The following is a 25,666-nucleotide window of genomic DNA, read 5'->3' on the forward strand; positions in this document are numbered from 1 at the left end:
TGTTCGAAAAAGCGGCGATTCAGCGCTTCGGGAACCGTGTCGTTACTCCGACTTGCCCCACTTTGCGGCCTGCTTCGGACGATCCGTCACAGAGGCGACCTCGAGGTCGCCGTCGAACTCGTCGAGTGCTTCGACGTAGGCCTCGGCGCTCGCCACCGTCGACAGATACGGGATCTCTTCCTCGACGGCCATCTCGAGCGAATCGCGGTCGCGGCTGACAACGAAGTCGACCTTGCTCTCGCGGATCGCCTGTGGCACGTCGTCGAACTCCGCGACGTCGAAGTGGTTCTCGAAGCCGTCGACATCCAGATCGACCACTGCGGTCCCCTCGCTGACGGCGTTTCCGGCCGCCTGCTGGGACTTCCAGTAGGCCGTGCCGAACCCGCTTGCGGTCCCCATCACTTCGCCCGTCGATTTCATCTCCGGGCCGAGACGTGGGTCCGATCCTGGCAGACGGTCGAACGGGAGGACGACCTCTTTGATCGAGGTGTGGTCGGGGATCTGCTCGTCGATCTCGAGACTGCTGAGCGTCTCGCCGGCCATCACCTGGGCGGCGAGTTTGGCGATCGGGACGCCGGTCGCCTTCGAGACGAACGGGACGGTACGCGAAGAACGTGGGTTGGCCTCGAGGACGTACACTTCGCCGTCTTTGACGGCCAGTTGGACGTTCATCAGGCCTTTCGTTTTCAGCGCTTCGGCGATGTCTTCGGTGACCTCGCGAACGCGCTCTAAGGTCTCTTCGTCGAGCGAGCGCGGCGGGATCATACACGCGGAGTCGCCGGAGTGGACGCCGGCGGTCTCGATGTGTTCCATGATGCCGCCGATGAGGATCGTGCGACCGTCGGAGACAGCGTCGACGTCGAGTTCGATCGCGTCCTCGAGGAAGTCGTCGACGAGGATCGGCTTGTCCGGGCTAACGCGGACGGCTTCCTCGATGTAGGTCTCGAGTTCGTCGTCGCTGTAGACGACGTCCATCGCACGGCCACCGAGCACGTAGGACGGGCGAACGAGGACGGGGTAGCCGATGTCGTGGGCGAGCTCGAGTGCTTCCTCCTTCGAGACTGCCGTCCCGCCTTTGGGCTGGGCGATGCCCAGTTCGTCCATCAGCGCGTTGAAGCGGTCGCGGTCCTCTGCGAGGTCCATCGCTTCGACGCTCGTCCCCATGACCTCACAGTTGAGGCCACGGCGTTCGATCTCATCCTGGAGCGGTTCGCCGATGTTGACGGAGGTCTGGCCGCCGAACTGGACCATCACGCCGTCGGCGTCGATGGCTTCGGCGACGTCGGCGACCTCTTCGGCCGTAATCGGCTCGAAGAACAGCCCGTCGGAGGTGTCGTAGTCCGTCGAGACGGTTTCGGGGTTGTTGTTGACGACGTGGGCGTCGATGCCGAGTTCACGCAGGGCACGGACTGCGTGAACCGAACAGTAGTCGAACTCGACACCCTGTCCGATACGGATCGGGCCGCCGCCGACGACGATCACGCTCTCGATATCGCGGTCGACCTCGAGTTCGCCCGAGGCGGCGTCGCCGACGAGTGGGCCAGCCTCGAACTCGTTTTTGCGTGCGGAGTAGTAGTACGGCGTCTCGGCCTCGAACTCACCCGCGCAGGTGTCGACCTGTTTGTAGGTGCGGCCGGGGACGTCCTGTTCGACGGTGTCGACGTCGGTGCCCGCAGCGGCAGCGATGGTGGCGTTGGTGTGGCCGGCGATCGCGGCTTCGGTGAAGTCACCCTCCTGGGCGGCACGCGTCGAGTCGGCGATGTTCTTGTAGCGTTCGGTGTACCACTCGAAGATACCCGTCAGGTCGACGACCTCATCGGCCGTGTAGCCGCGTTCGAAGGCCTCGAACATGGCATAGGGACGGTCGGGCGAGGGACGCTCGAGATAGTGCTCCTCGAGTTCGTCGTCGCTGACCTCATCCCAGTCGACGTCGGGTTCGTACTCCGAGGAGCGAAGGGCTTTGAGCAGGGATTCCTCGAAGGTGCGGCCGATTGCCATCGCCTCGCCGGTCGACTTCATGGCCGTGGTCAACTCGAAGTCGACGTCGTCGAACTTGTCTTTGGGCCATCGTGGGACCTTGGTAACCACATAGTCGATCGCTGGCTCGAACGCAGCGGTCGTCTCACCGGTAATCTCGTTTTCGATCTCGTGAAGACGCTTGCCGAGTGCGACCTTCGCGGTCACGCGGGCGATCGGGTAGCCGGTCGCCTTCGAGGCGAGTGCGGAGGAACGAGAGACGCGGGGATTGACCTCGACGACCCGATACTCTCCGCCAGGAGTGCCGTCGTCGCGCCAGGCGAACTGAATGTTACAGCCGCCCTGAATACCGAGTTCGCGAATAACGTCGAGCGCCGCCGTACGCATCTCCTGGTGGCCCTCGTCGGGGACGAGCTGGGAAGGGGTGACGACCGTCGACTCCCCGGTGTGGATCCCCATCGGGTCGATGTTCTCCATGTTACAGATGATGATACAGGAGTCGTCGGCGTCGCGCATGACCTCGTACTCGTACTCGACCCAGCCGGCGATCGACTCGGTGATGAGCACTTCGCTGTTACGCGAGAGTCGCAGTCCCTTGCGGACGCGACGGAGGAGTTCGTCCATCTCGTGGACGACGCCCGATCCCGACCCGCCGAGCGTGTAGGTCGTGCGAGCGATGACTGGGAGTCCGCCAACTTCCTCGACGGCGGCCTCGACGCGTTCGGTGAGGTCGTCCTCGGTCAGTTCCGACACCGATTCGCCCTCGTCGAGCGAGATGGTCGTCGACCGTGGGACGGGCTGGCCGATCTTCTCCATGCGCTGGCGGAACAGATCGCGGTCTTCGGTCGCGTAGATCGTGTCCAGCGGCGTGCCCATGATATCGACGTCGTACTCCTCCAAGACGCCCTCTTCAGCGAGTTCGGCGGTGACGTTCAGTCCGGTCTGGCCACCGAGGCCGGCGATGACGCCGTCTGGCTGCTCTTTGCGAATAATCTCGGCGATGGCATCGGTCGTGATCGGCTCGATGTAGACCTCGTCGGCCATCTCCGGATCGGTCATGATCGTCGCGGGGTTCGAGTTGACGAGGACGACGCGAGCGCCCTCCTCCTGAAGCGCCCGACAGGCCTGCGCACCGGAGTAGTCGAACTCGGCTGCCTGCCCGATCTGGATCGGTCCACTGCCGATCAACAGGATCGTGCGTCCGTCCCCTGCCTCGCCCTCGCTCTGCTGGTCCGTGCTCATTTGCTTGTTCGTCCGAAGTTCGCACATCGTAATAAGCCCCACGATACAGTACGAATCTCGAAATGGCTTTTCGAAATTCGAACTGCGGTGTCTATCACCCCGCCAACGTGGCTTGCTGTCGCCCTCACGCGGCGTGCACGCGATGATTCCATTGCTAGTGAACCGACACAGCGTGGGACGAACGACCGCCGTCGTGGGTGACACCGGACCCAATCTATATCCCTATACTGGCGAGAGACATGTGCATGACACTGTCGGGCGAACCATCCTGCGAGAACGCCCAGTCGAACTGCATCCAGATTTTATATGTGGATGCGAAGCCGGACGTCGCAGCCCGGACTGCCGAGCGCCTCGAGTGCGAACACGACCGGTTCGAGACGAGCACGGCCACGAGTGCGGCCGCGGGCCTCGAGTGTCTCGAGGAGCAGTCGATCGACTGTATCGTCTCGATGTACGAGCTGTCGGGCGTCGATGGACTGGCGTTTCTCAAACGAGTCCGCAAGCGAGATCCGACACTGCCGTTTGTTTTGTGTCCTACCGATGGGTCCGAAGCACTCGCCAGCGACGCCATTTCCGCAGGTGTCACGGATTACGTACGGACAGCCGAGGACGCCAGCCAGGATCCGAGTCTGGCAACCCGGATCATCAACGCTGTCGAGAACACACGCACTCGTCGACAGCGAAAACGCCAGCTGCAGGCGATTGAAACTGCTCAGGAAGGGATTAGTCTCCTCGATTCGGCAGGGCGGTTCAGCTACGTCAATCAGTCGTACGCCGACTGTTTCGGGTACGATCCCGCAGAGATGATCGGCAAGCACTGGGAGATCCTCTATGAGGACGAGGAGGCCGCGTTCGTTAACGAGAAACTGCTCCCGACGGTGATGGAAACGGGAGGCTGGCACGGTGAGTCAGTCGGCGTCCGAGCAGACGGGAGCCGAATCGTCGTCGATCACACCCTCTCACGGACCGAACACGACGAGCTCATCTGTACTGTCCGCGACATCACCGACCGAAAAGCGCGCGAGCGCGAACTCGAGCGCTACGAGACGATTCTCAAGGCGATCCCCGACGAGGTGTACGTGCTGGACGCCGACGGCGTGTTTACGAACATCATTCCGCCAACCGATTCGGCCCGGACCACGTCGAAACACCGGCCTGCGGAACTGCTCGGCGAGCACGTCTCGCTCGTCCTCGACGATGCGGACATCGCGAAGGGAGAGGCGGCGATTCAACGACTGTTAGCCGGCGATGACCGTGAGAGGGCGTCGTTTGAACTGGATCTCCACACGAAAGACGGTGAGCGGATTTCGAACGAAAACCACATTTCCTTGTTGCCAATGACCGAAGACGGGCAGTTTCAGGGAACCGTCGGCGTTCTCCGAGACATCTCCGACCGGAAGAAACGCGAACGGAAACTGAAACGACAGAACGAACGCCTCGAGTCGTTCGCCAGTATCGTCTCTCACGACCTCCGGAATCCGTTGAACGTGGCACACGGAAACCTCGAGTTGGCTCGAGAACAGGCCGATAACGACCACCTCGAGGTGGTGGCCACCGCTCACGAACGAATGCAGACCCTGATCGAGAATCTCCTGACGGTTGCCCGCGAAGAAAGACCGGTGGTCGAAACCGAACCGATCGACCTCGAGACAGTCACTCGAACGTGCTGGCAACACGTCGAGACCGCTGAGGTGACACTCACCACGACGACTGATGCCGTCGTTTATGGCGACAGAGCCAGACTCAGACGCTTACTGGAGAATCTGATACGAAATACTGTCGAGCACAGCTCAACGAGCAGTCGGCCTACAGCCGACAACAACGTCGGGCAAGGCTCGCCACCCCCCGGCTCGCACACTCGTCAGGACAACGTCGAACGCGAGTCGACGGCTCGCGATGGACAGCCTGCTGCCGCGAGTGTGACACTCACTGTCGGCGATCTCTCAGGAGAGACTGGATTTTACGTCGAAGACGATGGGAGGGGAATCCCGGCCGAGCAACGCGATGCGGTGTTCGAGACTGGATACTCGATGGCGGCCGGCGGCACGGGTCTTGGACTTGCAATCGTCGAGCGAATCGCCGAGAATCACGGCTGGACAGTGACGGTTACCGAGAGCGACACCGGTGGTGCACGATTTGAGTTTCGCGATGTCGAACTGGAGTAGTGAACGAGAGCCTACAGCGCGCGGTCGTGTTCGCTTTCGAAATCACGCTGACGGCGGTACTGGTCGACGAACTCACTGACATCGAACTCGAGCATCTGTGATTCGAAGTCGGTGACGGCGTCGTCGTCCTCGGCGTGGCTGATCGCGTGGTCCATGAGTTCGACGACGAGTTCGACGATGATTTGGTGGAGTCGCCGGCTGTCGAAGTCGGTCACCCACACCATCGCGTACCCAACGCCACCATCGTTGCTGCCGTCATAGGTCACTACTTTTTCGGGGAACTCCTCTAAGACGACGCCCATCAGATGGGGTGTGCCAAACTCGCCGAAGTCGTCGTCGGTTTCGATCGTTTCCTGAAGAATCGTCACGAGCGATTCGGGGAAAAATCGGGACGGCGGATGAACGTCGGTGACGACGGCATGGGAGTCGCCACAGCCGCAGGTATACTCGCGCATTCCGAGGTCGATCTCGTGTGGGTCGATCGTCGTCCCACAGGGAAGTTCGAGTGTCCGATCACCGCCGGAACCCGGGACGCGGGGCTCTGCCATTGGCTACCGTTAGGCTGGACCGGGCATAAGGGCGACGACTCGGTGTGGCGACCGCACGTGGGACCTCCACCGACGTTCGCGTGACTGCGCAGTCCATTTCGGCCCGGCGGGACTCGAGACGGGCTTCACTGTCCTGTCGAACTGATCCGTTGAGACGGGGTCCGTTAGGGTGTTTTCCGGCGAAAAAAGGCAGCATAGCGAAACGTATCAGCCGGCCGAAACCAGCGGCCGCCAGCCCGTGTCGTCGTCAGTCGTCGCCGGGACTGGTGAGGTCGTACTCAGTGTGACACGGTTCGGGCGGCAAGGAAATCGAGGGGTTGCTGTCGAGAAAGCCCTCGGGTTTGAGATGGAAGCTCGCGATTTCGACCGGCAGGACGGGCCAGTCCTCCGCTCGAGGAACGTGATTGACCCCCTGCGTGTACCAGACGACGAGGTCCTCGTCGACGAGCGACCGATCTTGTTCCGTCCACTCGGGGAGGCCGGTCGTGTCATCGTTCAGATTCGGATAATCGCCTGCAGCGAACAGTTCGTCGTCGTCGTGTGGAGTTACCCAGAAGTGGTTTTGGATGAATCCCGACCGTTCCATGTAGCTCGAGGTCGGCTTCATCGGCGCCGAGACGTTGGTATGGGGCTCGAGCTTGTAGCCACAGCTGCGTCCGTAGGCGTTTTCAGTCTCGCTGCTGGCGATCCGCCAGTACCGACCACGAAGCGGATCGATATCTTGTCTGGCCTCGTTCTCTCGCTCCAGTAACGTCTCTTTGGCCCGGAACCCGTTCTTTCGGTTCCGTTCGCTGCCCGTTGGCTCGTTGTGGACCTCATACGCCCGCATCGGACTGTCGTCGATGTCGAAATCGAGCCGGAAATTGAAGAAGTGCTGGTGGATCGGGGCTTTGACCTGTGGTGCGACGATCGCGTACTGGCCGTAGGTGTCTTCGGCGGTCTCGTCGGCGGGCACGACCCCGTTCGAGTCGACGCCGGTCAGGCGAACCTCGGCCTCGATGCTGCCGTCCGGGTAGAAGTACCAGTAGAAGCCGTAGTCATAGTTGTACACCGTCGCGATAAAGGAGATCACGAGCCTGCGGCGGCGTCGAACCTCGGTGTGGGGTTTGCGCTCTTCGGTGTGTTTCCAGAGGACGCCGTCGTCCTCCTCGTGCATACAGATCGCACTCTCTAAGGTTTCTGCCTCGCCGTCGATGGTGTTCATCTCGACGTCGAAGTACTTCATCACGCCAAGACAGTCACAGCCTTCGGTGAGTTCGTTGGCCATGCGGCCGACGTGATACTCTCCGATGTCGAACGCGTTCTTCCAGGAGTGGTTCGGATCCGGATCGCCGTATGGGACGGCCATTTCACAGGCGGATGCGCGGTGGAGGACCCGACGAGACTCATCGCCGTCGTCGAATTTTACGTCGTGAAAGACGAGTCCCTCACGGGCGGTCCAGCCGACCTGTAGCTCCCAATCAAGCCATTCGACGGTGTTTCCGTCGACGTCCCAGCTGGGGCCATCCGGCTGAACGACGTCGAGATGTTCGAAGTCGTCTCTCGTTTCGACTCTGTCGGCGCGGTAGTCTGCGTCTTCAGGGGGGAGCGGACTGTCCGAGTCGGGAACACCGTTGTCCTCGATCTCGACGACTGTCATTTCGTCGAGATCGACGAACGCAAACAGCCCTTCGATCGGCCGTGCACGACCGTTGTCGTTCTCGCTCGTTCGAATCCACGAAATCGCTCGGCAGAGCCGTTTCCCCTTGTGGGCTTCAGGTTCGAACCCGCTTGCCGACCAGGGATCGACCATAACGAGATCGAAGTTCTCAACACCGCGTTTCGCTGCGGCCTCACGCCACTCTGGATCGTTTTTGACGACCGCTCGAGCCTCCTCGATCTCTTCCGGCATCACCGCAGGCTGGGCGTCCGGTAAATGTTCCCACTCGAGGAGTTCCCCATCGGTGATCGAAACGGTCCCTTCGTACGTCTCGCCGTCTGCTCTGGCGACGACTGTCGCCGCTCGGTCGAACGAGTCTCCGGGTTCGAACGACTTGACGGCCGTTTTCGGCGGTTCGTCGAGCGTGATGTTGTGGTACTGTACACCGTCGAGATCGGTTTCGGCCGCGACGATTTCAGCAGCGGTTTCGATCTCCGATGCAGTGAGTGGATCGAGCGGATGGTCGGCGGTTGTTGATTCTTGATATTTGCTCATGGTGTAACATGCTCAGACAGTGGACGTTTATTGTGTGCCCGAGCAGATATGTTGATGTATCCACGAATTTCGTAATGGAGATTGTTTACAACTCGAGTGTGGTAACCGGTAGCATTTAAGCAACTCACGCTGCAGCCGCGAGACGCGGGTGGTATCCGCGAATCATACAGAAGTTCGTCGTTTGAAATGATCGGAAAACTCCTTCAAGAGGTGTGTTATCTAGCACCAATATGGAGCACCAGACGTCGATGTACCTGAAGGAACTCGGACTCTGTCAGTACGAAGCAAACGCCTACATCTGCCTCCTCCAACGAGGGACGTCGACTGCACAGGAAGTCGCCGACGGTGCCGGCGTGCCACAGCCGCGAGCGTACGATACACTCGACAGTCTCGAGGAGAAAGGATTCGTCGATATCCAGCCCGGCCGCCCCAAGAAGTTCGGCCCGATCGAACCTGAAATCGCCATCAACCGGTTCTGTGAGTTCAAAGAGCGCCAGTACAACCAAGAGATCGCTCGAATGCAACGGCTCGGTGACCACCTCATAGACGCGATCGAAGACCAGACCACACCCGAGGAACGGTCTGAAATCTGCTGGACGTACTCCGACCGTCATCGAATCCTCGAGAAACTGTCCGAGCTCACGGCTGCGACCACGTCGGAGATTCGGATGATCACGACGCCAGTCAGTTTCGAGCGGATTCTCAACCATCACGCCGAGCGACTGGCCAGCAAGGCAGATGAGGGGATACCCATTCAGGCGATCGTCGCCGACGACGGAACCGTCTCACCCGCGGTTTACGATCGAGCGACCGAGATTATGGACGTTCGATGGGTCGAGAATATCGAAGGCCGGATCTATCTCTACGATACTGCACACGTACTCGTCGCGTTTGCTGCCAGCAACGCCGACGGCTACGTTGGCATCTCCGTTACGAGCGAGACGCTGTACAGAACACAGTCGCAACTGTTCGATCTGCTCTGGGCAAACGGACGGGAGATAAGTCAGCAAGCGGTCAGAACGGATGGTGAGACCATCCAAGCGGGCGACGACCTCGTCTGATGGCTGACCGACTGGCGTGTGCTCCCTGCTAAAAATTTGCCTGCCGAACAGGGTGTAGCCGACGACCGAGACAAGCAGCCAGCCGGCGAGGATGACGAGGTGTGCTCAGGGCCAGTCGTCTCGAACCGGCTCTGGGTCGTCGTCTTCGCTTTCGACGTTGGTCGCGAGGATCCAGTCTGCAGCCTCTGCAGCGTCTTCGACGGCGAGATACTCCCAGCCGACGTCGTCGGCCAACTGTTTGTCGTCGTCGCTCGAGCCAACGAAGACGTATCGGTCGGTGTCGAACTGGCCTTTGACGCCCTCGAGGCTTTCGGCTTTCCCGCGCGGGCCGGAGAAGAAGTCCTGCCGGATGCGGTTTTTCCGTGTGAAGTTCGTCACGACGTAGGTCGGTTTTTCGGAGACGACGCCGATGTACTCGGTCCAGCCTCTGGCATCTTCGAAGACGGTCTCGGGGGAGGCGAGTTCTTTCAGCGCCTCGAGTTCAAACGCGAGGGTCATGTCGCTGCCGCCGTTCATACGTTACCGAAGGCCCGCACTGGGGAAAACGGCTTCGATACTTCCGACAGCCGACTAGACTCGCACTCGGTTGGCGCGTTGCTACACCAGATCGACTCTGTAGTACTCGGGACCAACGATTACATCGCCAGCGTCGAGTCCGATCTCTGCAGCCGTGATCGGCCGGTTTCCCCCAACTGCTTCATAAAACGTGTCCAGTGCCTCCGATTCGAGTTGATCGACGTGGTGGACGGTCTCGTCCGCGCTAACGGATTCGATTCGCGTGAGTTTGAGCGACGACCCTCGGAGTTCACTGGTTGCCATGTGCATTGGTACCAAATGACTGTATTCTACTTAACAATTTTGTCTCCGGAAAAACAGGAGTGATCGACCGAGATCACTCTCGAACGGTCGTCGAACGTGATATCTCCGTGATCCCGGCGGGTGGGGCTGTCGGCTGTTCGTCCCATCCCAGCCGTTCGCCCGCTGGCCGCACTCAAGCGACAGCGAAAGCCACTGCGACCGCCTCGCGGCCCCGAGGCCCCGGCGAGTGGTGCGTGGGCCACTGGCGATTCGACTCGAGGTGGCCCTTTGGCGTAAAAAACCGTGTAGGTTGCGACTGTTACTGCTCCTGTGTCGGCGCGAGTTCGTCGAGGTCGACGGACGGCTCGAGGAGAACTTCTTTCTGGTCGGCGACGACTCGCTGTTCGCGCATCAGCTGTTTGAACGCAGTCTGTGGCGAGAGATCGCCGATGAGGACGCCACCGACGATCTTGCCGTCTTTGAACGCGATGCGGCGCCACTCGGTGTCGCTGTACTTGCGCTCGGCGTGGTCATCGCCAAGCGTCGGGTGACCGAACGACAGGAACGGGAAGTCGAAGTGGGTGATCGAGTACGACGACACCCACTCGAACTGCTCTGCTTCGTTGTCTGCGGCCATGTTGACGGCGGCGATGCGGCCCTGCTCTTTTGCCGAACCCCACGAGCCGTTCTGGGCCTGTTCGCCGAGCAGGACATCGTGGAAGCGCGTGATGTCACCGGCAGCGTAGACGTCGTCGACGTTCGTCTGCATGTACTCGTCGACGATGAGTCCGTTCTCCTCCTCGAGGCCAGCCCCACGGAGGAACTCGGTGTTAAACGAGAGGCCGATCGCGACGCCGGCGAAGTCACACCCGTAACGGTCACCGTTCGGATCGACGGCAGCCGTGACGTGGCCGTCGTCGTCGGTCTCGAAGTGGTCGACACCGCTGTCGAAGACGGGTTCGACGCCGACGTCACGCATCCCCTCGTGCATGATCTCGGCACCGTCGGCCGAGAGCGCATAGCGCCACCAGCGGTCGCCGCGCATCAGGTATTTGGCGTCGATTCCCTGTGCGCCACAGACGGCCGCGAAGTCGATACCGAGCAGGCCGGCACCGACGATGACACCCGTATCCGACTGTTCGGCGTGCTCGCGGATGCCACGAGCATCCTCGAACGTCCAGAAGTGGTGGATACCGTCGGCGTCGCTGTTATCAACCGGCAGCTGGGTCGGCGTTCCGCCCGTCGCGACGAGCAGTTTGTCGTACTCGAGGTCGCCGCTGTCGTAAGTGTGGACGACCTTTGCGTCGGTGTCGACGCTCGTGACGTGGGTGTTGAGCGAGAGTTCGATGTCGCGTTCCTCGTACCACCCTTCGTCGTGGATCGAGATCGGCGCTTCGGGGAGTTTCCCCTTGGCGTGTTCTTTGATCAGAATCCGGTTATACAGTGGCTCCCCCTCATCGGTGATGACGGTAATCTGCGCTTCCGGGTCCTTCTCCCGGAGGGTCTCGGCGGCTGAACTGCCCGAGATCCCGTCACCGATGATCACGTACTGGGTCATACTGTAATCGTTCGTAATGCGGGTTAAAGTGGGTTGCTATCTCGTCTATTTTGCCACCCGAAACGACACCCCCCTCACAGTCGCACACTGATTTCGGAAATGGCTGCCAGAGATTTGCTCAGACAGAATATCTTCGGGGTTGTTTTTTGAGATTGTAAACTTTTCTTGCCGTCCGCCACCCCAGTGTTTCCGACAGCGGTCGCGGGTTTCGGGCCATACCTGCGCTGTTTGCCGAACCGTTCTTTAGGCCCCTGTTCATAGACGTCGTCATGAAACTCCGCCAGAACGCCCGCCACTTTGCCTCGCGCAAGGCCCTCGAGACACCAGTTGTCCGGTCGGTTGCGACAGCCGGACTCGTCCGACTCCACACCAAAGTGTTCCTCGAGAAGGCCGACCCGGACCACAGAGACGAGCGCAAGGACCATCTCGATGGGCTCTTCGACGCAACGATCGACACCTATCTGCGGGCGCTGCAGGACGGCTACTCCGAAGCCGAGGCCCGTGAGATCACGCATATTCAGGCGAACTTCGATTTCTACAACCACGGCTGGACCGAGATGATGGAGTTCCCTGCCGACGAACTCGAGGACCACTACGAGCGGTACGAAGAGTTCTTCGAGACGTGGGGGATCACGATCGACGATCCGCTCGGCCAGTTCACACCGCCGGCAGGACTTCCCGAGGCACCGTCGGCGCCGGAGCGACTCGATGATCCCACCCATCCCCACGCCGAGGGCGGGTTCGCCGACGACGTCTATGTCGAAACTGAAGATGGCGACCTCGTCATCGGCGGGCAGGACGGACCCGACGACCCCGACGTTTCGAAGGCAGTCGGCGTGAGCGACGAGGAACTCGAGGATCAGTAGCGGCCCCGGTGGCTCGTCTCGTGGTTTGAGTGCACCTGTGCTATGGGTGCTTTCGGTTGTCGACACGAAACGGATGCCGTCAACACGAGCGTAGGTTGAACCGATTGAATAGGCTGTACTCGGTCTCGCTAACAGTATCAGTTGGGCCGCTCAGAGCCAGTCCGGCTCGACGTAGCCGTCCGCATCACCGACTTCACTTTTCGGCCAGATAACGTTCTGGACCCCCTCGCCGTCTTCGTCTTCTTGCCACTGGAAAAACAGCGGCTGGAGATTGTCCTCGCCGTACACGACGTCGTGAGTGTGGCCGTACTCTCTGCCCTCGGCCTGATGCTCCGGCCCGTAGAACTCGAGTGTACCGGCTGTGCCCGTAAACGTCGCGTCCTCGAGTGCCGGAATCAGATCGTCGGCGTCGACGGTTCCGGTTTCAGCTGCCTTCTCAGCAAAGAGCATGATTCCGTCGTAGGTGTGATACCCGGTGTAGACCGGGTTCGAGCCATCGAACGTGTTCTGATACTGTTGGATGAACTCCTGTGTCTTCGGAGTGACCGTGCTCTGGGCCGTTGCGCTGGTGTAACAGACACCGTATTCGGCGAGCGAGCTGTCGGTTTCTGGATGACGAAGCTGATCGTAGTATGCTGGCAACTGCATTGGGACGTGGATGCCACCGAACGCGAACTGGCGTTGAGGGACTGCCCAGTCCACCAGCGCGTCGGTACCGGTGTGTGCAGCCGTAATGAACGCCACGTCAGCATCGACCGCCTCTACCTGGTCGTACAGCTCGGAGAAATCGTCGGTCGCGGGCGGATACCGCTCATCCATAACGACATCGACGCCTGACGCCGTCAGCTGCTCCTGAGCGATGTCCCAGAGCTCTTCAGTCCAAGCGTAGTCCTCTGCGAGAAGCGCAACGGACTCCCACCCGATTTCGGCCGCCATATCATCCATGAAATCGATCTGGGTTCGTCCGAGGTCGTAGTCGTTTATTGGGCCAACGCGGAAATGATATTTGTACTGGTCATACGCCTCGTTGACCAGTCGACTCACTTCCGTCGTCGCCGCACCGGCGGTGAGATGGATCGTCTCCTGTTCGGCAACGTCGTCAATAATGCCCATCAGCGCCTCGCTCCTGAAGACACCAACCGTCACATCGGCTCTCTCCTGAAGAACGAGTCGCTGGTACTGGCGGCGGGCCTCGAGTGGGCTCCCGTTTGTGTCACCGACGACGTACTCGACGTCTCGTCCGTTGATGCCACCGTTGTCGTTGAGCTCTGTGACGGCGACCGCTGCACCTCGGACGATCGACTGCCCAGTATAGTCGCTGTCCGGGTTCGGAGCCAGTACTCCGATCGTCACCGGCTCCTCGCCGTCGCTGGGTCCAGCGAACGTTTCATACGAGTCGAGACAGCCAGCAATCGATGCGCCTGCCACGACACCACTCGAGGTTTTGAGCAGGCGTCGCCGGTTCAGTGTCTGCTGTTGGCTCTCGTTTCTTGAACTGTCGCGTGACGTCGCCTCCCGTCGTCCGATATCAGTCATGGTAACTGTTATGTATAATCATCTTCCTTAGTGTTTTTGGGTAAACATCAAAAACAATATTCCTTTTCCGGGCATGCACATGTGCGTCCGAAGAGGCGAACTGAGCGGCAGTATAGAGGTTGCGAGCTGATGGGATGCACGAACAGGCACATAGTATCAGCTACAAAACTATTTCTACTGGAGGAAATATACTCGGAACATCTGGAATAGTATCAGCCTGATGTCGTTTAGATAGGAGTGATACGGGTCGCCGCTCCCCACGAATGGATGGTTCTGAACAATAAATCGGGTAGGACACGATAACGAAAATGCCGTGGCAGGGAACGCCTCACACCATCCAGTTATCAGCCCCGATAACTGTGGATTACAATTTATGTAGGGACACTCAGATCCGTACTATATCTATGGACGTCCTTCGACGATTGGTTCCATCAGCGATCCGTCGCAGATATGCGGTCAAGTTTGGAATCGTACTGCTGATACTCGGTTTGGGAGTTGGATTGGTCGGGTTCGTCGCAACCGCTGGCATCACTGGAGAGGTCGAAGAGCGTGTCGAGAGCGACCAGACCTCGATCGCCAGTCAGGAAGCGCAGAACCTCCAGATGTGGAACGAACAGAACGAGCATACAGTCGGGGTGATCGCCTGGTCTGATGCCGTCGAGAGCGACGATCCGGAGACGATCGAAGCACAGTTCCTCAACTGGCAGGAGCATCTCGATGCGGATACGTCCGCGATTAGCTACGTCGACACTGACGAGGGAACAGTGCTCGCAAGCACCGACAGTGACGTCCGTGGCGAATCGACCGATAGTATCGAAGGCATACCCGCCGACGCCTACGAGGAAGCGACGGCTGACGTTCCGTGGGTCTCGAGTCCCTACACCGTCGAACGCGAACTGGGCGATGACAACGTCGCCGTCATGAGCTATGTCCTCTCCGTCCCTGGCGAAGACGACAGAGCAATCATCTACACTGCAGAACTCGAGGCGTACGCGAACCAACTCGCCGACGACGAGCACGTCACGACGATGGTCCTCGACGGCGACAACAACGTGATGCTCGACAACGCCGGCTACGGCGATGATCACGAGACACTCGGTCTCGCATACGGCGGCGACATCGACACGATCGTGCAGCCGGCACGAACCGATGGGGCCGGCACGTATCAGATCGATGGCTCTGCGCTGAGCTTCGAGACGACTGCCTACGCCTTCGATGACGATGCATACGTCGTTAGCTCCGCACGCGTCCTCGGAACTGACTGGGTCGTCGTCACCCACGAGCCTGAAAGCCAGGCCTACGGCTTCGTCAACACAGTCAACGATTGGGGCTACATCGCGACCCTGGTCGGCGTGCTCATGATTGGGCTGGTCGGCGCCGTACTCGGTCGGAACATGGCTGTCTCGATCGACCGGCTCACCCACAAGACAAACAAGATGGAAGAGGGCGATCTCGACGTCGACTTAGAGACCAAACGTATCGACAATATCGGTCGGCTCTACGACGGCCTGGACTCGATGCGTGTCGCCTTGCGCGAACAGATTCAGGAGGCCGAAACGGCTCGCAGAGAAGCCGAACACGAACGCGAGCGGGTCGAAGAGATCAACACCCACCTGGAAGAGAAGGCTGGCGAGTACTGCAGCGTCATGGGCGATGCTGCAGACGGTGATCTTACGGCTCGCGCCGACGCCGACAGCGACAACGAGATGATGGCGCAGATCGGGGAGGACTTCAACCAGATGCTCGATGAAATCGAGCAAACCGTTGCTGAACTCAACCGGTTTGCGACCGACGTTGCGACGTCCTCAGAACAGGTCACGGCCTCGAGCGAAGAAGTTCGCTCGGCGTCCCAGCAGGTTACTGGCTCGATCCAGCAGATCTCCGACGGCGCAGAACAGCAAAACCAGTCGCTGCAGTCGGTCGATCAGGAGATGAGCGGCCTCTCGACGACAACGGAAGAGATTGCTGCCTCCTCGAACGAAGTCGCCGACATCGCCGAACGGACGGTCAACACCGGCGCAGATGGCCAGGAAGCCGCCCACGAGGCGATCGCTGCGATGGAAGAGATCGAGACCGAGGCCGGTGGTGCTGTCGACGAGATTCGTCGCCTCGAGCAAGAGGTCCAGCAGATCGACGAGCTGATCGCAACGATTTCCGAGATTGCACGTCAGACCAACATGCTGGCGCTGAACGCCAACATCGAGGCCTCCCGATCCGCGGGTGGAAACGACGATGAAGGGTTCTCCGTCGTCGCAAAAGAGGTCAAAGCCCTCTCGGAAGACGTCGCAAAAGCAGCCGACGAAGCCGAGGACCGGCTCGAAGCGATCCGCAACCGGACCGAACGATCCGCCGCCGAGGTCGAAGGGACCAACGATCAGATCGAAAATGCAGGGGAGCAGGTTGAAGAAGTTGTCGACGCCTTAGAAGAGATCGCAGACCTCGCCGAAGAGACCAATATCGGTGTTCAGGAGATCTCCGCAGCGACCGAAGAACAGGCCGCCTCGACACAGGAGGTCGTTGCGATGGTCGACGACGCAGCGTCGATTTCCGAGGAGACAACTGCGGAGGCCGAAACCGTCGCCGCAGCCGCTGAAGAACAGACGGCCGCGCTGACCGAAGTGACGACCTCCGCATCGACTCTCACCGGACAAGCAACACGGCTGTCCGAAGCACTCGACCGGTTCGAAACCGACGTCGATCCGTCGGAGTTTGAGATAGAGGGCGACGACTCGCCACTGGCTGTCTCGGAGTTCGACACTGAACTGGCGTTCGAGGAGCCGACCGAGGACCGTACCCCCGACACAGAGCCAGCCGACGCCGAACCGATGTCTGCACCTGACACCACGCAAGATGCGCCAACCGAAGCCGGTGAACCCGACGACACAGCCGGTGCGATCAGTGCCGAGGAGATTCTCGGAATCGACGGCGACGCTGCGTCAGAGACATCCGAAGCGACACCAGATGAGACGACCAGCGCTGACGCTGGCGCCGCTGCCGATCTGTTCGGAGACGATGATCCGTTTGGCGACGACGCTGCCGACCCACTCGGAGACGCGACGGCACCCGCAGACGACACCGCTGCTCCGCTCGAGGATGCAGATCCGCTTGCAGACGACGCTGATTATTCGTCTGCGGAGGTCGCACAACCACTCGAGCCAGTCGAAGACGACGCCGACGATTCGTCTGCGGAGGTCGCACAGCCACTCGAGCCGGTCGAAGACGACGCCGATGATTCGTCTGCAGAGGACGCACAGCCACTCGAGCCGGTCGAAGACGACACGGGTGAACGCGACGGCCAGGCAGAGACCGACGCTGGTGTCGGTACCGACCCCGACCAGGATGACGAAAGCGATGCTGAAGATACCGATGCAGATGGCGCTGACGAGAGCGATGAGAACGAATCTGAGGACGACGTGTTCACGTTCGGGAACACCGACAAGTGACGCGTCGCCGTCGCATCGGACCGGACTAACGAATCGTCGCCGGTGACGGTTGCCGGCGATCGATCTGCCTACTTTCCATTTTATAAAAACAGCTGAAACGGGTTCCACACCGACCGAACTGTCCGTGATTCTCGCTCGAGTCCTCGCTGCCACCGGGCGATCGAGTGTACACCAACGGTCAGTGGCGATCGAAAGCGTTCCGTCGGCGAACGCTGTGGGAGCTATATCGCCGAGTAATGGGTTGAGATCTCGTCTCATGGCAGTCGTCCTCGCCCATTGGGTCGTCGTGGTCCGCTACCTTTTTGACTGCAGTCTTGGAAGGAATCGGCATGCTCACCGTGCGGGCACCAGCGACGAGTGCGAACCTCGGGAGTGGTTTCGACGTCTTCGGTGTTGCCCTTGGGACGCCCGCCGACGTGATCCGGGTCGAACGCGCACCGGAAACTCGGATCACCGTTACTGGGGCGGGTAGCCAGTACATTCCGGAGGATCCTGACCAGAACACCGTCGGCGCGGTCGCCGACGCCCTCGACGCACCGGCACATATTAAGATCGACAAAGGAATCCGCCCATCGTCGGGCCTTGGCTCCTCAGCTGCGAGCGCGGCTGGTGCGGCCGTCGCGTTGAACGCCCTCTACGACCGTGGCCTCTCTCGAGAAGAGTTGGTTCCGATCGCAGCCAAGGGTGAGGCGATCGTTTCCGGCGAGGCTCACGCCGACAACGTTGCGCCCTCGATTCTCGGCGGTTTCACGATCGTCACCGACGACGGCGTCACACAGGTCGACACCTCGATCTCCGTCGTCGCCTGTCTCCCCGAGACGACCGTCTCGACGCGCGATGCACGCGGCGTCGTGCCGGGATCAGCATCGCTCGATGATGTCGTGGCCACCGTCGGCAACGCCTCGACGCTCACCGTCGGCATGACTCGAGACGATCCTGAGCTCGTCGGCCGTGGCATGAACGACAGTATCGTCACCCCCCAGCGAACCGCCCTGATCGACGGCTACGATCGAGTCCACGAGGCAGCCCTCGAGGCGGGTGCGACCGGCGTCACGGTCAGCGGGGCCGGTCCGGGCGTGCTCGCAGTCTGTCACGACCGCGACCAGAACGCGATCGCCGGCGCGATGATCGACGCCTTCGATAGCGTCGACATCGAGAGCCGAGCCTATCAGACACACGTCAGCGAGGGGGCACGCCTCTATCCAGACCGATCGTAACCCGTCTCACTGACGATGGGCGCTCGGACCGACGCAGCGCTTGCACTGCTTGTTCTCGTCGCTGTTGGAACGGCGTTCGTGATCGTCGAGCCAGGGATTTCGTGGGTCGCTGCCAGCATCGGCGGCCTCGGTACGCTCGGATTCGAACTCGCCGCCGCTCGAGACCCCGACGCCGTTCGCCGCTACTGGGAGCGTCCTCTCATACAGGGAGGGAGTGTCATCCTCGCACTGGCCGGTATCGCCGTTGGCGCAGTCGTTGCGCCCTCGAGCGTGTTGTCGGTCATGTGTGGCGCGCTGGTGACGTATCTCGTCGTATTGTTCGTGGTCCAGAGAGACGCGAACGCAGAATCGAGTGTCAACAGGGAGTAATCATGGGCTGGGATCGAACGCCCGCCCCGACAGTTCCCGTGGAACTAATCGGTAGAACTCGAAGGCAAGCTCGTCAGTCGTCGTCTCGAGACTGACGTTGAGCGCCGGAATCGTCGCGTTCGCCGCGATTGCACTCGAGGCACGCTGGTGAGCCGCCTCGGGGACGGGCTCGAGCGGACCGCGAGCGAGCACGCTTCGTGGGGGGTCGTCGGTGAAAGCTGTGAGCGTCGCGGTGTTGGTCGTTTCGATGAACGACAGTTTCTGGCTATCCGAGTCGGAGACCAGTTGGAAATAGAGATTACCACCGTCGTAGCCGAACGACTCGGGAACGGCATACGTTTCTGCCCCATCGGTCAGCGACAATACACCGGAGCCCTGTTCGCGGAGAAAGGCGTCGATTTCATCCCGAGTCAGTGCAGTGGCGGTCATCAACTGGTGTTCTTTCGGGATCGAGTTTATAATTTAACTTACCTATTTGTGGGAGTATCCCGAACAATTATAGTAACAACTGAAACGGGTTGTATACCGATCACACAGCTGGCGTGCAATCGGGTGCGCACTGACGTTCAGTGGCTATCATAACTCATCGTATCAGTTGCGCGAGAAACGGCTTCAGACGCGAGCTGTCGCGACAAAAGATCGGTTTTGTGACGTTACTGGCGTCTTAGACGCCGCGGCCCTGCAGCTTCTCTTCTTCGGCGAGGTCGGCGTTCGCGTCGCCTTTCATCCCCTTGCCGAGGTTCTTCGAAATCTCGGCGAGGCGGTCGGGGTCGTCCCAGTTGTTCGTCGCCTCGACGATGGCTTCTCCCATCGCTTCGGGGTTCTCCGCACCGAAGATCCCGCTGCCGACGAAGATGCCGTCGCATTCGTGGTGCATCATGAGCGCGGCGTCGGCAGGCGTCGCGATTCCGCCCGCAGCGAAGTTGACGACCGGTAGACGCCCCATCTCGGCGGTCTCGTGGACCAGTTCCGCGGGCGCTTCGATCTCGCGGGCGTAGGCCTCGCGTTCCTCGTGTTTCATGCCCTCGAGTTTGCGAATCTCACCTTTGATCGTGCGCTGGTGGTGGACGGCCTGATTGACGTCGCCGGTGCCGGCTTCGCCTTTGGTTCGGATCATCGCTGCCCCCTCGCCGATCCGGCGCAGCGCTTCGCCGAGGTTACGTGCGCCACAGACGAACGGGGCCGTAAACTCACGTTTGTCGATGTGGTAGGCGTCGTCGGCCGGAGTGAGGACTTCCGACTCGTCGATCATGTCGACGCCGACGCTCTCTAAGATCTGGGCTTCCTTGGTGTGGCCAATACGGGATTTCCCCATTACCGGAATGGAGACCTCCTCGACGATCTCTTCGACGTCCGCAGGGTCAGCCATCCGGGCAACGCCACCACGCTTGCGGATGTCTGCTGGGACGGCCTCGAGTGACATGACGGCGACCGCGCCGGCGTCCTCTGCGATACGGGCCTGTTCTTTGTTGACGACGTCCATGATGACGCCACCTTTCTGCATCCGAGCGAACCCTCGTTTGATGAGGTCAGTCCCGCGTCGTAGTTCCTCGAGATCGGTGTCTTCGGTCATGTCGCGCCGTTAGGATCGATTGTACTTACACGTGTCCGTTCTCCCCCGTGTTTGCCTCCTCTCGTGACAGACTGGACAACAGTTAGGTCCCGTCGACCACGGCGACCGGCTCGCCATCGAACAGCCACGCGTGTACTCGCACACCGTGCAGTCGGGCCAGTGGTCGGTTCCAGAGCCCAAGCACTGCCTGCAACTGGGGGCTGATCTCGAGTGTCGTTCCCAGCGGCGTTCCAACGGTGATTTCCCCTTGAATCCGCATCCGTGATCGCAACAGTTTGCCGTTCATTGTCGTGTAACTCCACAGCGACACGTCACGATCGCTTGTGCCCACTCGAGCCCGTGGTCGCGGGACCTCGAGGCGAACCCGCGCCCCGGCAGTGTCATCGACGACGGTGTGAATTCCGCGTGGCCCGTCTGTGACGGTGATCGCGGCCCGTTCTTTCGGATACCCCCAGATCTCGCGTCCAAGTGCGACCGACGCCTCGGTGGTCACGGGCAGCCAATGAACATAGCCGCCGACCTCACCGCCGACCAGCTGTGCGAGAGGGATTGTCGTTCGACTCCCACGGACGGCTGGGACGATGACCGCAAACTCGTCGTATGGCTCGAAGCTGGTGGCTGCCGTTTCGCGCTCGTCACCCCGTCCACCGACTCGATGGTACTGGATTCCCGCGAGTGTCACGCAGCCGACGCCGGGTGCGATGGCGAGCGACGTGAGCGGGGCCGGCAGCATCGCCTCGAGTCGTCGGCGCTGGGCCGGAACCGTCACGCCGCCGACGGTACACGAAAGCGCTAGCGGCAACTCGATCTCGTGACCGGTCGAGAGGGTAACTCGAGATCGATCGCCGGTCGGGACGTCCATACGGCGACGAACGGTGTGGTGACTGATATACTCAAGGCGCTGAAAACGAGCGCCCGAGGCAGGACAACCGCTACTGTTTTGCGGGTGTCGACCGTCACGCCGGATGAAACGATGTCTGCGACGACTGGGTTGCCCGACCGGGACTCACTGCCGAGATATCTTGCGCCGCTGCCGAAGGCAATCGAAGACTTCGGATTGCGGTTTGCATGGCTCATCGTCGCGATCAATCTCGTCGGGACGGCGTTCGGGTTCTGGTACTACTCTGGGCAGTTCGCTGCCACGGCGACCGTCATGTGGCCGTGGGTTCCCGACAGCCCGATGGCGACCCTGTTTATCGCGCTGGCGATTGCAGCATGGAAACTCGGCTACGAACAGCCGTGGCTGACGTCGCTTGCATTTTTCGGCAACATCGTGCTGGGACTGTGGACGCCGTATACGCTGCTTGCGTTTTATGACTCGTACTCGTACCTCCATCCGCTGATGTTCCAGTTTCTCTTCTGGAGCCATCTCGCGATGGTCGTGCAGGCGTTCGTGCTCCATCGAATCACCGACTTTCCCGTCTGGGGGATTGCCGTCGCCGCCGTCTGGTATACGAGTAACCTGATCGTCGACTACTTCATCCCGATCGTCGGCGAGCCACATCACACCGTCATCCCCGTCGCGCGCGACGAACCAATGTTCCTCGCCGCGGACGCACTCGGCGTCATCGCTGCGGGCGAAGTGACGTTCGTCCTGCTGGCGCTCTTTCTCGCACTGGCAACGCGGGTCAAAAAGTGTGAGGCGACGTCTACTCAGCGCACCTAACGCAGGTCATCAACGAACGCGAGTTCGAGATAGGAATCGAGCGCACGAGCCGCCGGCTCGCGCTCGATCGTTTCGGCGGCTGAATCGTGCGCCACTACACCCGATTCGATCAGTTTCGGGAGATGCCTGTGGTGCAACTCGAGGCGGATCTCTTCGCGTCGTTCGCGTGTCGGCGCTCCCTCTCGATGAGCGAGTCGGTCGACAACGTCGTCAAGCGCCACTGCGCCGATCTTGCGGGAGAGGTAGTACAACGTGTACCGACGTCGGTCCTCGAGTAGCAGTTCGAAGACCGTATCCGTGGGGAGACCAGCGTCAGTATCGGCGTGTTCGACAGCAGTGGTATCGGTGTTCATAGTGCTCTGTACTCGGCTTACGCGGCGGCAAACGACGATCTCGGCGCTGAGCGACTTCAGCAGAGCACAGCAGAGATTTCGCCACAGTAATTATAACTTTTCTCCAACGTTCCGTGAACCAAACTCGTTCGAACGAGACTGTCTCTGCCACTGGACGACCCGAAACGGGCGACTGTCAGTGACAGAGGCCATACGACGCGATAGTGGAAATGAGTGACAGAAAAGAGACTGTTCGGTCAGTCGTGTTGGAGGATGACGACTGCCGACTCGGTCTCGATCATCTCACCGTCGCCCGAGTACGTGCGCTCGAGGGAGACCTCGAATAAGTCGTCCTCGAGTTCCTCGCCAGCGACTCGCAACACACCAGCGTCATCGTCGATTTCGTACTCACCGCTGTCGATTCCGGCGTCGATCTCACCGACTTTCGAGCCGAACTTCGGCCCGAGCGTCGAGTAATCGAGATCGATCGAGGCGACCTCGGTCGCCACCTCGGGTTCGGCCTCGAGGACCGACAGCTCCTGGACGTGCATCACGTGCTGGATGGCGCCCTCGAAGCCCTCGATCGGGCCATACACCGACACCGACTCGAGGTCGGCGTTCAGCGGCAGCTGGTTTTCGCTCTTGTAGCGTCGCAGCGCCGAAATGACCTCCATCGCGGTCTCGCCGGCCTCAAGGTCGGCCTCGTACCCCTGTGGGGTGGGCCACTCGCGGGTGTGGATGCTCTCGAGGTCGTCCGTGTCTGCTGCATAGACCGCCTGCCAGATCTCCTCGGTCACGTGGGGCAAGAACGGAGCCCACAGCTCGAGGAAGGTCCGATGTGCCGTCCGCAGCGCGTACTGCGTCGATGGCTCGTCCTCGCGGGTCTTGGCGATCTCTAAGTAGTCATCACAGAAGGTGTTCCAGAAGAACGTCCGCAGCCGGTCGCGAGCCTTGGCGAACTCGTAGTTCTCGAGATGGGCCGTGAGATCCGCGACGGCGTCGTCGAGTTCCGCGAGCAGCCAGCGGTCGATCGCCGCGAGCGTCTCGGGCTCGTCGGGGTCGCGGGGAGCGAGCGTGTCGACGAGTTTCGAGGCGTTCCAGAGCTTTCGCAGGAGCTTCTCACCGGCCGTGAGGTCTTTCTCCTGATACGGGAAGTCGTCGCCGACGGCAGCGCTGGCTGCCCAGAAGCGGACTGCGTCGACGGGGTACTCTGCGAGCACTGCGTCGGGTTCGACGACGTTGCCCCGCGATTTCGACATCTTCTCGCGGTTCTCGTCGAGCACGTGACCGTTGATCATCGTCGCGTCGAAGGGGACCTCACCGGTGTGCTCGTAGCACTTGATGACGGTGTGGAACAGCCAGAAGGAGATGATGTCGTGACCCTGTGGGCGAAGGTCGAACGGATAGAGTTCCGGATTCTCCATCGTGAACGCTTCGTCATCAGCGTCCCAGTCCCAGCCGGCGTTGATCAGCGGGGTCAGCGAGGAGGTCGCCCAAGTGTCGAAGACGTCCTCTTCGGGCACGAACTCGTCGTTGCCACACTCCGGACAGGTGTCCACTGGCGGCTCATCAGAGAGGGGATCGACCGGCAGCTCCTCCTTTTCGGCGAGGATCTCGTGGTCACACTCACTACAGTACCAGACCGGGAACGGGATGCCCGAGTCACGCTGGCGCGAGATCAGCCAGTCCCACTCGAGTCCTTCGATCCAGTGTTCATAGCGGGTGAACATCTTCTCGGGGTACCAGTCCATCTCCTGGCCGGCCTCGAGATACTCGTCTTTGTGGTCTAAGACCTCGACGTACCACTGTTTGGAGACGCGGTACTCGACGGGGGTGTCACAGCGTTCGTGGACGCCGACGTCGTGGACGATCTCACGGCGGTCACGAAGGTATCCGTCGTCGTCTAAGTCCTCGACGATAGCCTCGCGGGCCTCCTCAGTCGAGAGTCCCTCGTAGTCGCCGGCGAGGTCGGTCATCGTCGCCGTCTCGTCGATAGCGACGCGCAGGGGCAGGTCGTGGGCCTGGTACCACTCGATGTCCTTCTGGTCACCGAAGGTACAACACATGACGATCCCGCTGCCTTTCTCCATGTCGACACGCTCGTCTGCGATAATCGGCACTTCGTGGCCGAAGATCGGGACGCGGGCGGTTTCGCCGACGAGGTCTTCGTTGGCCTTGTCGTCAGGGTGGACGAAGACGGAGACACACGCCGGAATGAGTTCCGGGCGCGTCGTCGAGATGACGAACTCCTCGCGCGGGGCGTCATCGCCGGCGAGTTCGAACGCGATGTCGTTGAAGTGGGCGTGACGTTCGTCGTCTTCGGTCTCGACCTGTGAGATCGCTGTCTCACATTCGGGACACCAGATCGCGGGTGCTTTCTTGCGGTACTCGCGGTCTTTCTCGTAGAGATCGATAAAAGACAGCTGGGAGATACGCTGGACGCGGGGTTCGATCGTCTTGTAGGTGTGTGACCAGTCGATCGAGGTGCCGAGTGACTGCATCTTGTCGGTGAACTCGGCTTCGTACTCCGTACAGACCTCCCGGCAAAGCTTCTGGAACTCGCGTCGTTCGTAGTCCTGGTGGCGAATGTCGAGTTCCGTCTCGGTCAGGCGTTCGCTCGCGATCCCGTTGTCGTCGTAGCCGAAGGGAAAGAGGACGTCGCCATCGGCCATCCGCTGGAAGCGAGCGGCGAAATCCTGCAGCGTCGAGCCGTAGAGGTGGCCCATATGCAGGCTGCCCGAGACCGTCGGCGGCGGCGTGTCGATCGCGTAGGTCGTGTTCGGGTCCTGTCCTGGCTCACCGTCGTAGGCGTAGGTCTCCTCGTCGACCCAGCGCTGTTGCCAGCGCGTTTCGACGGCGTCAGGGTCGTAGCCACCCTCGAGCGTCGGTTCGGCTGCTTCGGGGTCGTCCATGCTCATGCTCTCACCGCCCGAAATGGGCGTCGTCGATACGTCGTCGTGACGTGGGAATGGTGTTCGTCCATTGGTGATACCGGTCGTTGTTCGGTGAATGCTGGTCGCCGACAATACATCCGTCGAAACGGGGTGGGGAGTGTGGGGCTAGGTCGCCCCTACAAAAACGGCGGTCCACGGACCGTCGAGCGCATCAGCCGTGACCGCGA

General features: G+C 60.8%; 19 protein-coding genes. 7 read left to right on the forward strand and 12 right to left on the reverse strand.

All coding sequences use genetic code 11. From position 1 onward, the window contains the following. Positions 1 to 42: 42 nt before the first annotated feature. Positions 43 to 3,219: a carbamoyl-phosphate synthase large subunit gene (gene carB, locus ACERJA_RS04795; protein WP_373607120.1), complete on the reverse strand. Its 3,177-nt coding sequence runs from the start codon at positions 3,217 to 3,219 to the stop codon at positions 43 to 45. 245 nt (positions 3,220 to 3,464) lie between these two features. On the opposite strand from carB, the gene ACERJA_RS04800 reads away from it, so the two are divergent. Further along, positions 3,465 to 5,384, forward strand: a complete 1,920-nt coding sequence (locus tag ACERJA_RS04800; RefSeq protein ID WP_373607121.1) for a PAS domain S-box protein — start codon at positions 3,465 to 3,467, stop codon at positions 5,382 to 5,384. A gap of 11 nt (positions 5,385 to 5,395) precedes the next feature. On the opposite strand, the gene ACERJA_RS04805 is transcribed toward ACERJA_RS04800, so the two are convergent. Then, complete coding sequence (locus ACERJA_RS04805) at positions 5,396 to 5,932, reverse strand: DUF5815 family protein (protein WP_373607122.1); 537 nt, start codon at positions 5,930 to 5,932, stop codon at positions 5,396 to 5,398. 247 nt (positions 5,933 to 6,179) lie between these two features. Continuing rightward, positions 6,180 to 8,126, reverse strand: coding sequence for a primary-amine oxidase (locus tag ACERJA_RS04810; protein ID WP_373607123.1), 1,947 nt, complete (start codon positions 8,124 to 8,126; stop codon positions 6,180 to 6,182). Between the two features lie 230 nt (positions 8,127 to 8,356). Here ACERJA_RS04810 and ACERJA_RS04815 point away from each other — a divergent pair, with 230 nt between their 5' ends. Beyond that, positions 8,357 to 9,187, forward strand: a complete 831-nt coding sequence (locus ACERJA_RS04815) for a TrmB family transcriptional regulator (protein ID WP_373607124.1) — start codon at positions 8,357 to 8,359, stop codon at positions 9,185 to 9,187. 105 nt (positions 9,188 to 9,292) lie between these two features. On the opposite strand, the gene ACERJA_RS04820 is transcribed toward ACERJA_RS04815, so the two are convergent. The 3 genes from ACERJA_RS04820 to ACERJA_RS04830 form a co-directional block, all read right to left on the reverse strand. Continuing rightward, positions 9,293 to 9,703: a hypothetical protein gene (locus ACERJA_RS04820; protein WP_373607126.1), complete on the reverse strand. Its 411-nt coding sequence runs from the start codon at positions 9,701 to 9,703 to the stop codon at positions 9,293 to 9,295. Positions 9,704 to 9,784: 81 nt separating this feature from the next. Then, the gene (locus ACERJA_RS04825) at positions 9,785 to 10,006 is read right to left on the reverse strand and encodes a hypothetical protein (protein WP_373607127.1); all 222 of its coding nucleotides are present in this window, start codon (positions 10,004 to 10,006) and stop codon (positions 9,785 to 9,787) included. Between the two features lie 298 nt (positions 10,007 to 10,304). Further along, positions 10,305 to 11,543, reverse strand: coding sequence for an NAD(P)/FAD-dependent oxidoreductase (locus ACERJA_RS04830; protein ID WP_136350800.1), 1,239 nt, complete (start codon positions 11,541 to 11,543; stop codon positions 10,305 to 10,307). Between the two features lie 269 nt (positions 11,544 to 11,812). On the opposite strand from ACERJA_RS04830, the gene ACERJA_RS04835 reads away from it, so the two are divergent. After that, positions 11,813 to 12,409: a DUF6149 family protein gene (locus ACERJA_RS04835; RefSeq protein ID WP_373607128.1), complete on the forward strand. Its 597-nt coding sequence runs from the start codon at positions 11,813 to 11,815 to the stop codon at positions 12,407 to 12,409. A 150-nt stretch (positions 12,410 to 12,559) separates the two neighbouring features. Here ACERJA_RS04835 and ACERJA_RS04840 read toward each other — a convergent pair whose 3' ends face one another. Next, on the reverse strand, positions 12,560 to 13,945 hold the full coding sequence (locus ACERJA_RS04840) for an ABC transporter substrate-binding protein (RefSeq protein ID WP_373607129.1): 1,386 nt from the start codon (positions 13,943 to 13,945) through the stop codon (positions 12,560 to 12,562). Between the two features lie 404 nt (positions 13,946 to 14,349). Between ACERJA_RS04840 and ACERJA_RS04845 the strand changes: the two genes are divergently transcribed. The 3 genes from ACERJA_RS04845 to ACERJA_RS04855 all read left to right on the forward strand — a co-directional run bounded on the left by ACERJA_RS04845 (position 14,350) and on the right by ACERJA_RS04855 (position 18,974). Next, positions 14,350 to 17,388, forward strand: coding sequence for a methyl-accepting chemotaxis protein (locus ACERJA_RS04845; RefSeq protein WP_373607130.1), 3,039 nt, complete (start codon positions 14,350 to 14,352; stop codon positions 17,386 to 17,388). A gap of 329 nt (positions 17,389 to 17,717) precedes the next feature. After that, the gene (locus tag ACERJA_RS04850) at positions 17,718 to 18,605 is read left to right on the forward strand and encodes a homoserine kinase (RefSeq protein ID WP_373607131.1); all 888 of its coding nucleotides are present in this window, start codon (positions 17,718 to 17,720) and stop codon (positions 18,603 to 18,605) included. 15 nt (positions 18,606 to 18,620) lie between these two features. Further along, positions 18,621 to 18,974: a hypothetical protein gene (locus ACERJA_RS04855; protein WP_373607132.1), complete on the forward strand. Its 354-nt coding sequence runs from the start codon at positions 18,621 to 18,623 to the stop codon at positions 18,972 to 18,974. Here the strand turns inward: ACERJA_RS04855 and ACERJA_RS04860 are convergent, their stop codons facing one another. The 3 genes from ACERJA_RS04860 to ACERJA_RS04870 all read right to left on the reverse strand — a co-directional run bounded on the left by ACERJA_RS04860 (position 18,975) and on the right by ACERJA_RS04870 (position 21,409). Further along, positions 18,975 to 19,403, reverse strand: coding sequence for a pyridoxamine 5'-phosphate oxidase family protein (locus ACERJA_RS04860; RefSeq protein ID WP_373607133.1), 429 nt, complete (start codon positions 19,401 to 19,403; stop codon positions 18,975 to 18,977). 235 nt (positions 19,404 to 19,638) lie between these two features. Further along, on the reverse strand, positions 19,639 to 20,547 hold the full coding sequence (gene pdxS, locus ACERJA_RS04865; RefSeq protein ID WP_006066330.1) for a pyridoxal 5'-phosphate synthase lyase subunit PdxS: 909 nt from the start codon (positions 20,545 to 20,547) through the stop codon (positions 19,639 to 19,641). A gap of 82 nt (positions 20,548 to 20,629) precedes the next feature. Next, on the reverse strand, positions 20,630 to 21,409 hold the full coding sequence (locus ACERJA_RS04870; RefSeq protein WP_373607135.1) for an acetoacetate decarboxylase family protein: 780 nt from the start codon (positions 21,407 to 21,409) through the stop codon (positions 20,630 to 20,632). Positions 21,410 to 21,520: 111 nt separating this feature from the next. Here ACERJA_RS04870 and ACERJA_RS04875 point away from each other — a divergent pair, with 111 nt between their 5' ends. Continuing rightward, positions 21,521 to 22,213, forward strand: a complete 693-nt coding sequence (locus tag ACERJA_RS04875; protein WP_373607453.1) for a DUF1405 domain-containing protein — start codon at positions 21,521 to 21,523, stop codon at positions 22,211 to 22,213. Here the strand turns inward: ACERJA_RS04875 and ACERJA_RS04880 are convergent. After that, positions 22,210 to 22,566: a hypothetical protein gene (locus tag ACERJA_RS04880; protein ID WP_373607137.1), complete on the reverse strand. Its 357-nt coding sequence runs from the start codon at positions 22,564 to 22,566 to the stop codon at positions 22,210 to 22,212. The genes ACERJA_RS04875 and ACERJA_RS04880 overlap by 4 nt on opposite strands. A gap of 236 nt (positions 22,567 to 22,802) precedes the next feature. Beyond that, a complete protein-coding gene (locus ACERJA_RS04885; RefSeq protein ID WP_373607138.1) occupies positions 22,803 to 25,571 on the reverse strand; it encodes a valine--tRNA ligase in 2,769 nt (922 codons plus the stop codon). Positions 25,572 to 25,666 lie beyond the last annotated feature (95 nt).

This window comes from Natronorubrum sp. A-ect3 (assembly GCF_041821125.1).
GTDB classification, from domain to species: Archaea; Halobacteriota; Halobacteria; order Halobacteriales; family Natrialbaceae; genus Natronorubrum; species Natronorubrum bangense.

Bases quoted from the DNA above. Each gene is read 5' to 3' on its own strand.
- carB (WP_373607120.1), bottom strand. From the start codon at position 3,219: ATGAGCACGGACCAGCAGAGCGAGGGCGAGGCAGGGGACGGACGCACG.
- ACERJA_RS04800 (WP_373607121.1), top strand. From the start codon at position 3,465: ATGACACTGTCGGGCGAACCATCCTGCGAGAACGCCCAGTCGAACTGC.
- ACERJA_RS04805 (WP_373607122.1), bottom strand. From the start codon at position 5,932: ATGGCAGAGCCCCGCGTCCCGGGTTCCGGCGGTGATCGGACACTCGAA.
- ACERJA_RS04810 (WP_373607123.1), bottom strand. From the start codon at position 8,126: ATGAGCAAATATCAAGAATCAACAACCGCCGACCATCCGCTCGATCCA.
- ACERJA_RS04815 (WP_373607124.1), top strand. From the start codon at position 8,357: ATGGAGCACCAGACGTCGATGTACCTGAAGGAACTCGGACTCTGTCAG.
- ACERJA_RS04820 (WP_373607126.1), bottom strand. From the start codon at position 9,703: ATGAACGGCGGCAGCGACATGACCCTCGCGTTTGAACTCGAGGCGCTG.
- ACERJA_RS04825 (WP_373607127.1), bottom strand. From the start codon at position 10,006: ATGGCAACCAGTGAACTCCGAGGGTCGTCGCTCAAACTCACGCGAATC.
- ACERJA_RS04830 (WP_136350800.1), bottom strand. From the start codon at position 11,543: ATGACCCAGTACGTGATCATCGGTGACGGGATCTCGGGCAGTTCAGCC.
- ACERJA_RS04835 (WP_373607128.1), top strand. From the start codon at position 11,813: ATGAAACTCCGCCAGAACGCCCGCCACTTTGCCTCGCGCAAGGCCCTC.
- ACERJA_RS04840 (WP_373607129.1), bottom strand. From the start codon at position 13,945: ATGACTGATATCGGACGACGGGAGGCGACGTCACGCGACAGTTCAAGA.
- ACERJA_RS04845 (WP_373607130.1), top strand. From the start codon at position 14,350: ATGGACGTCCTTCGACGATTGGTTCCATCAGCGATCCGTCGCAGATAT.
- ACERJA_RS04850 (WP_373607131.1), top strand. From the start codon at position 17,718: ATGCTCACCGTGCGGGCACCAGCGACGAGTGCGAACCTCGGGAGTGGT.
- ACERJA_RS04855 (WP_373607132.1), top strand. From the start codon at position 18,621: ATGGGCGCTCGGACCGACGCAGCGCTTGCACTGCTTGTTCTCGTCGCT.
- ACERJA_RS04860 (WP_373607133.1), bottom strand. From the start codon at position 19,403: ATGACCGCCACTGCACTGACTCGGGATGAAATCGACGCCTTTCTCCGC.
- pdxS (WP_006066330.1), bottom strand. From the start codon at position 20,547: ATGACCGAAGACACCGATCTCGAGGAACTACGACGCGGGACTGACCTC.
- ACERJA_RS04870 (WP_373607135.1), bottom strand. From the start codon at position 21,409: ATGGACGTCCCGACCGGCGATCGATCTCGAGTTACCCTCTCGACCGGT.
- ACERJA_RS04875 (WP_373607453.1), top strand. From the start codon at position 21,521: ATGTCTGCGACGACTGGGTTGCCCGACCGGGACTCACTGCCGAGATAT.
- ACERJA_RS04880 (WP_373607137.1), bottom strand. From the start codon at position 22,566: ATGAACACCGATACCACTGCTGTCGAACACGCCGATACTGACGCTGGT.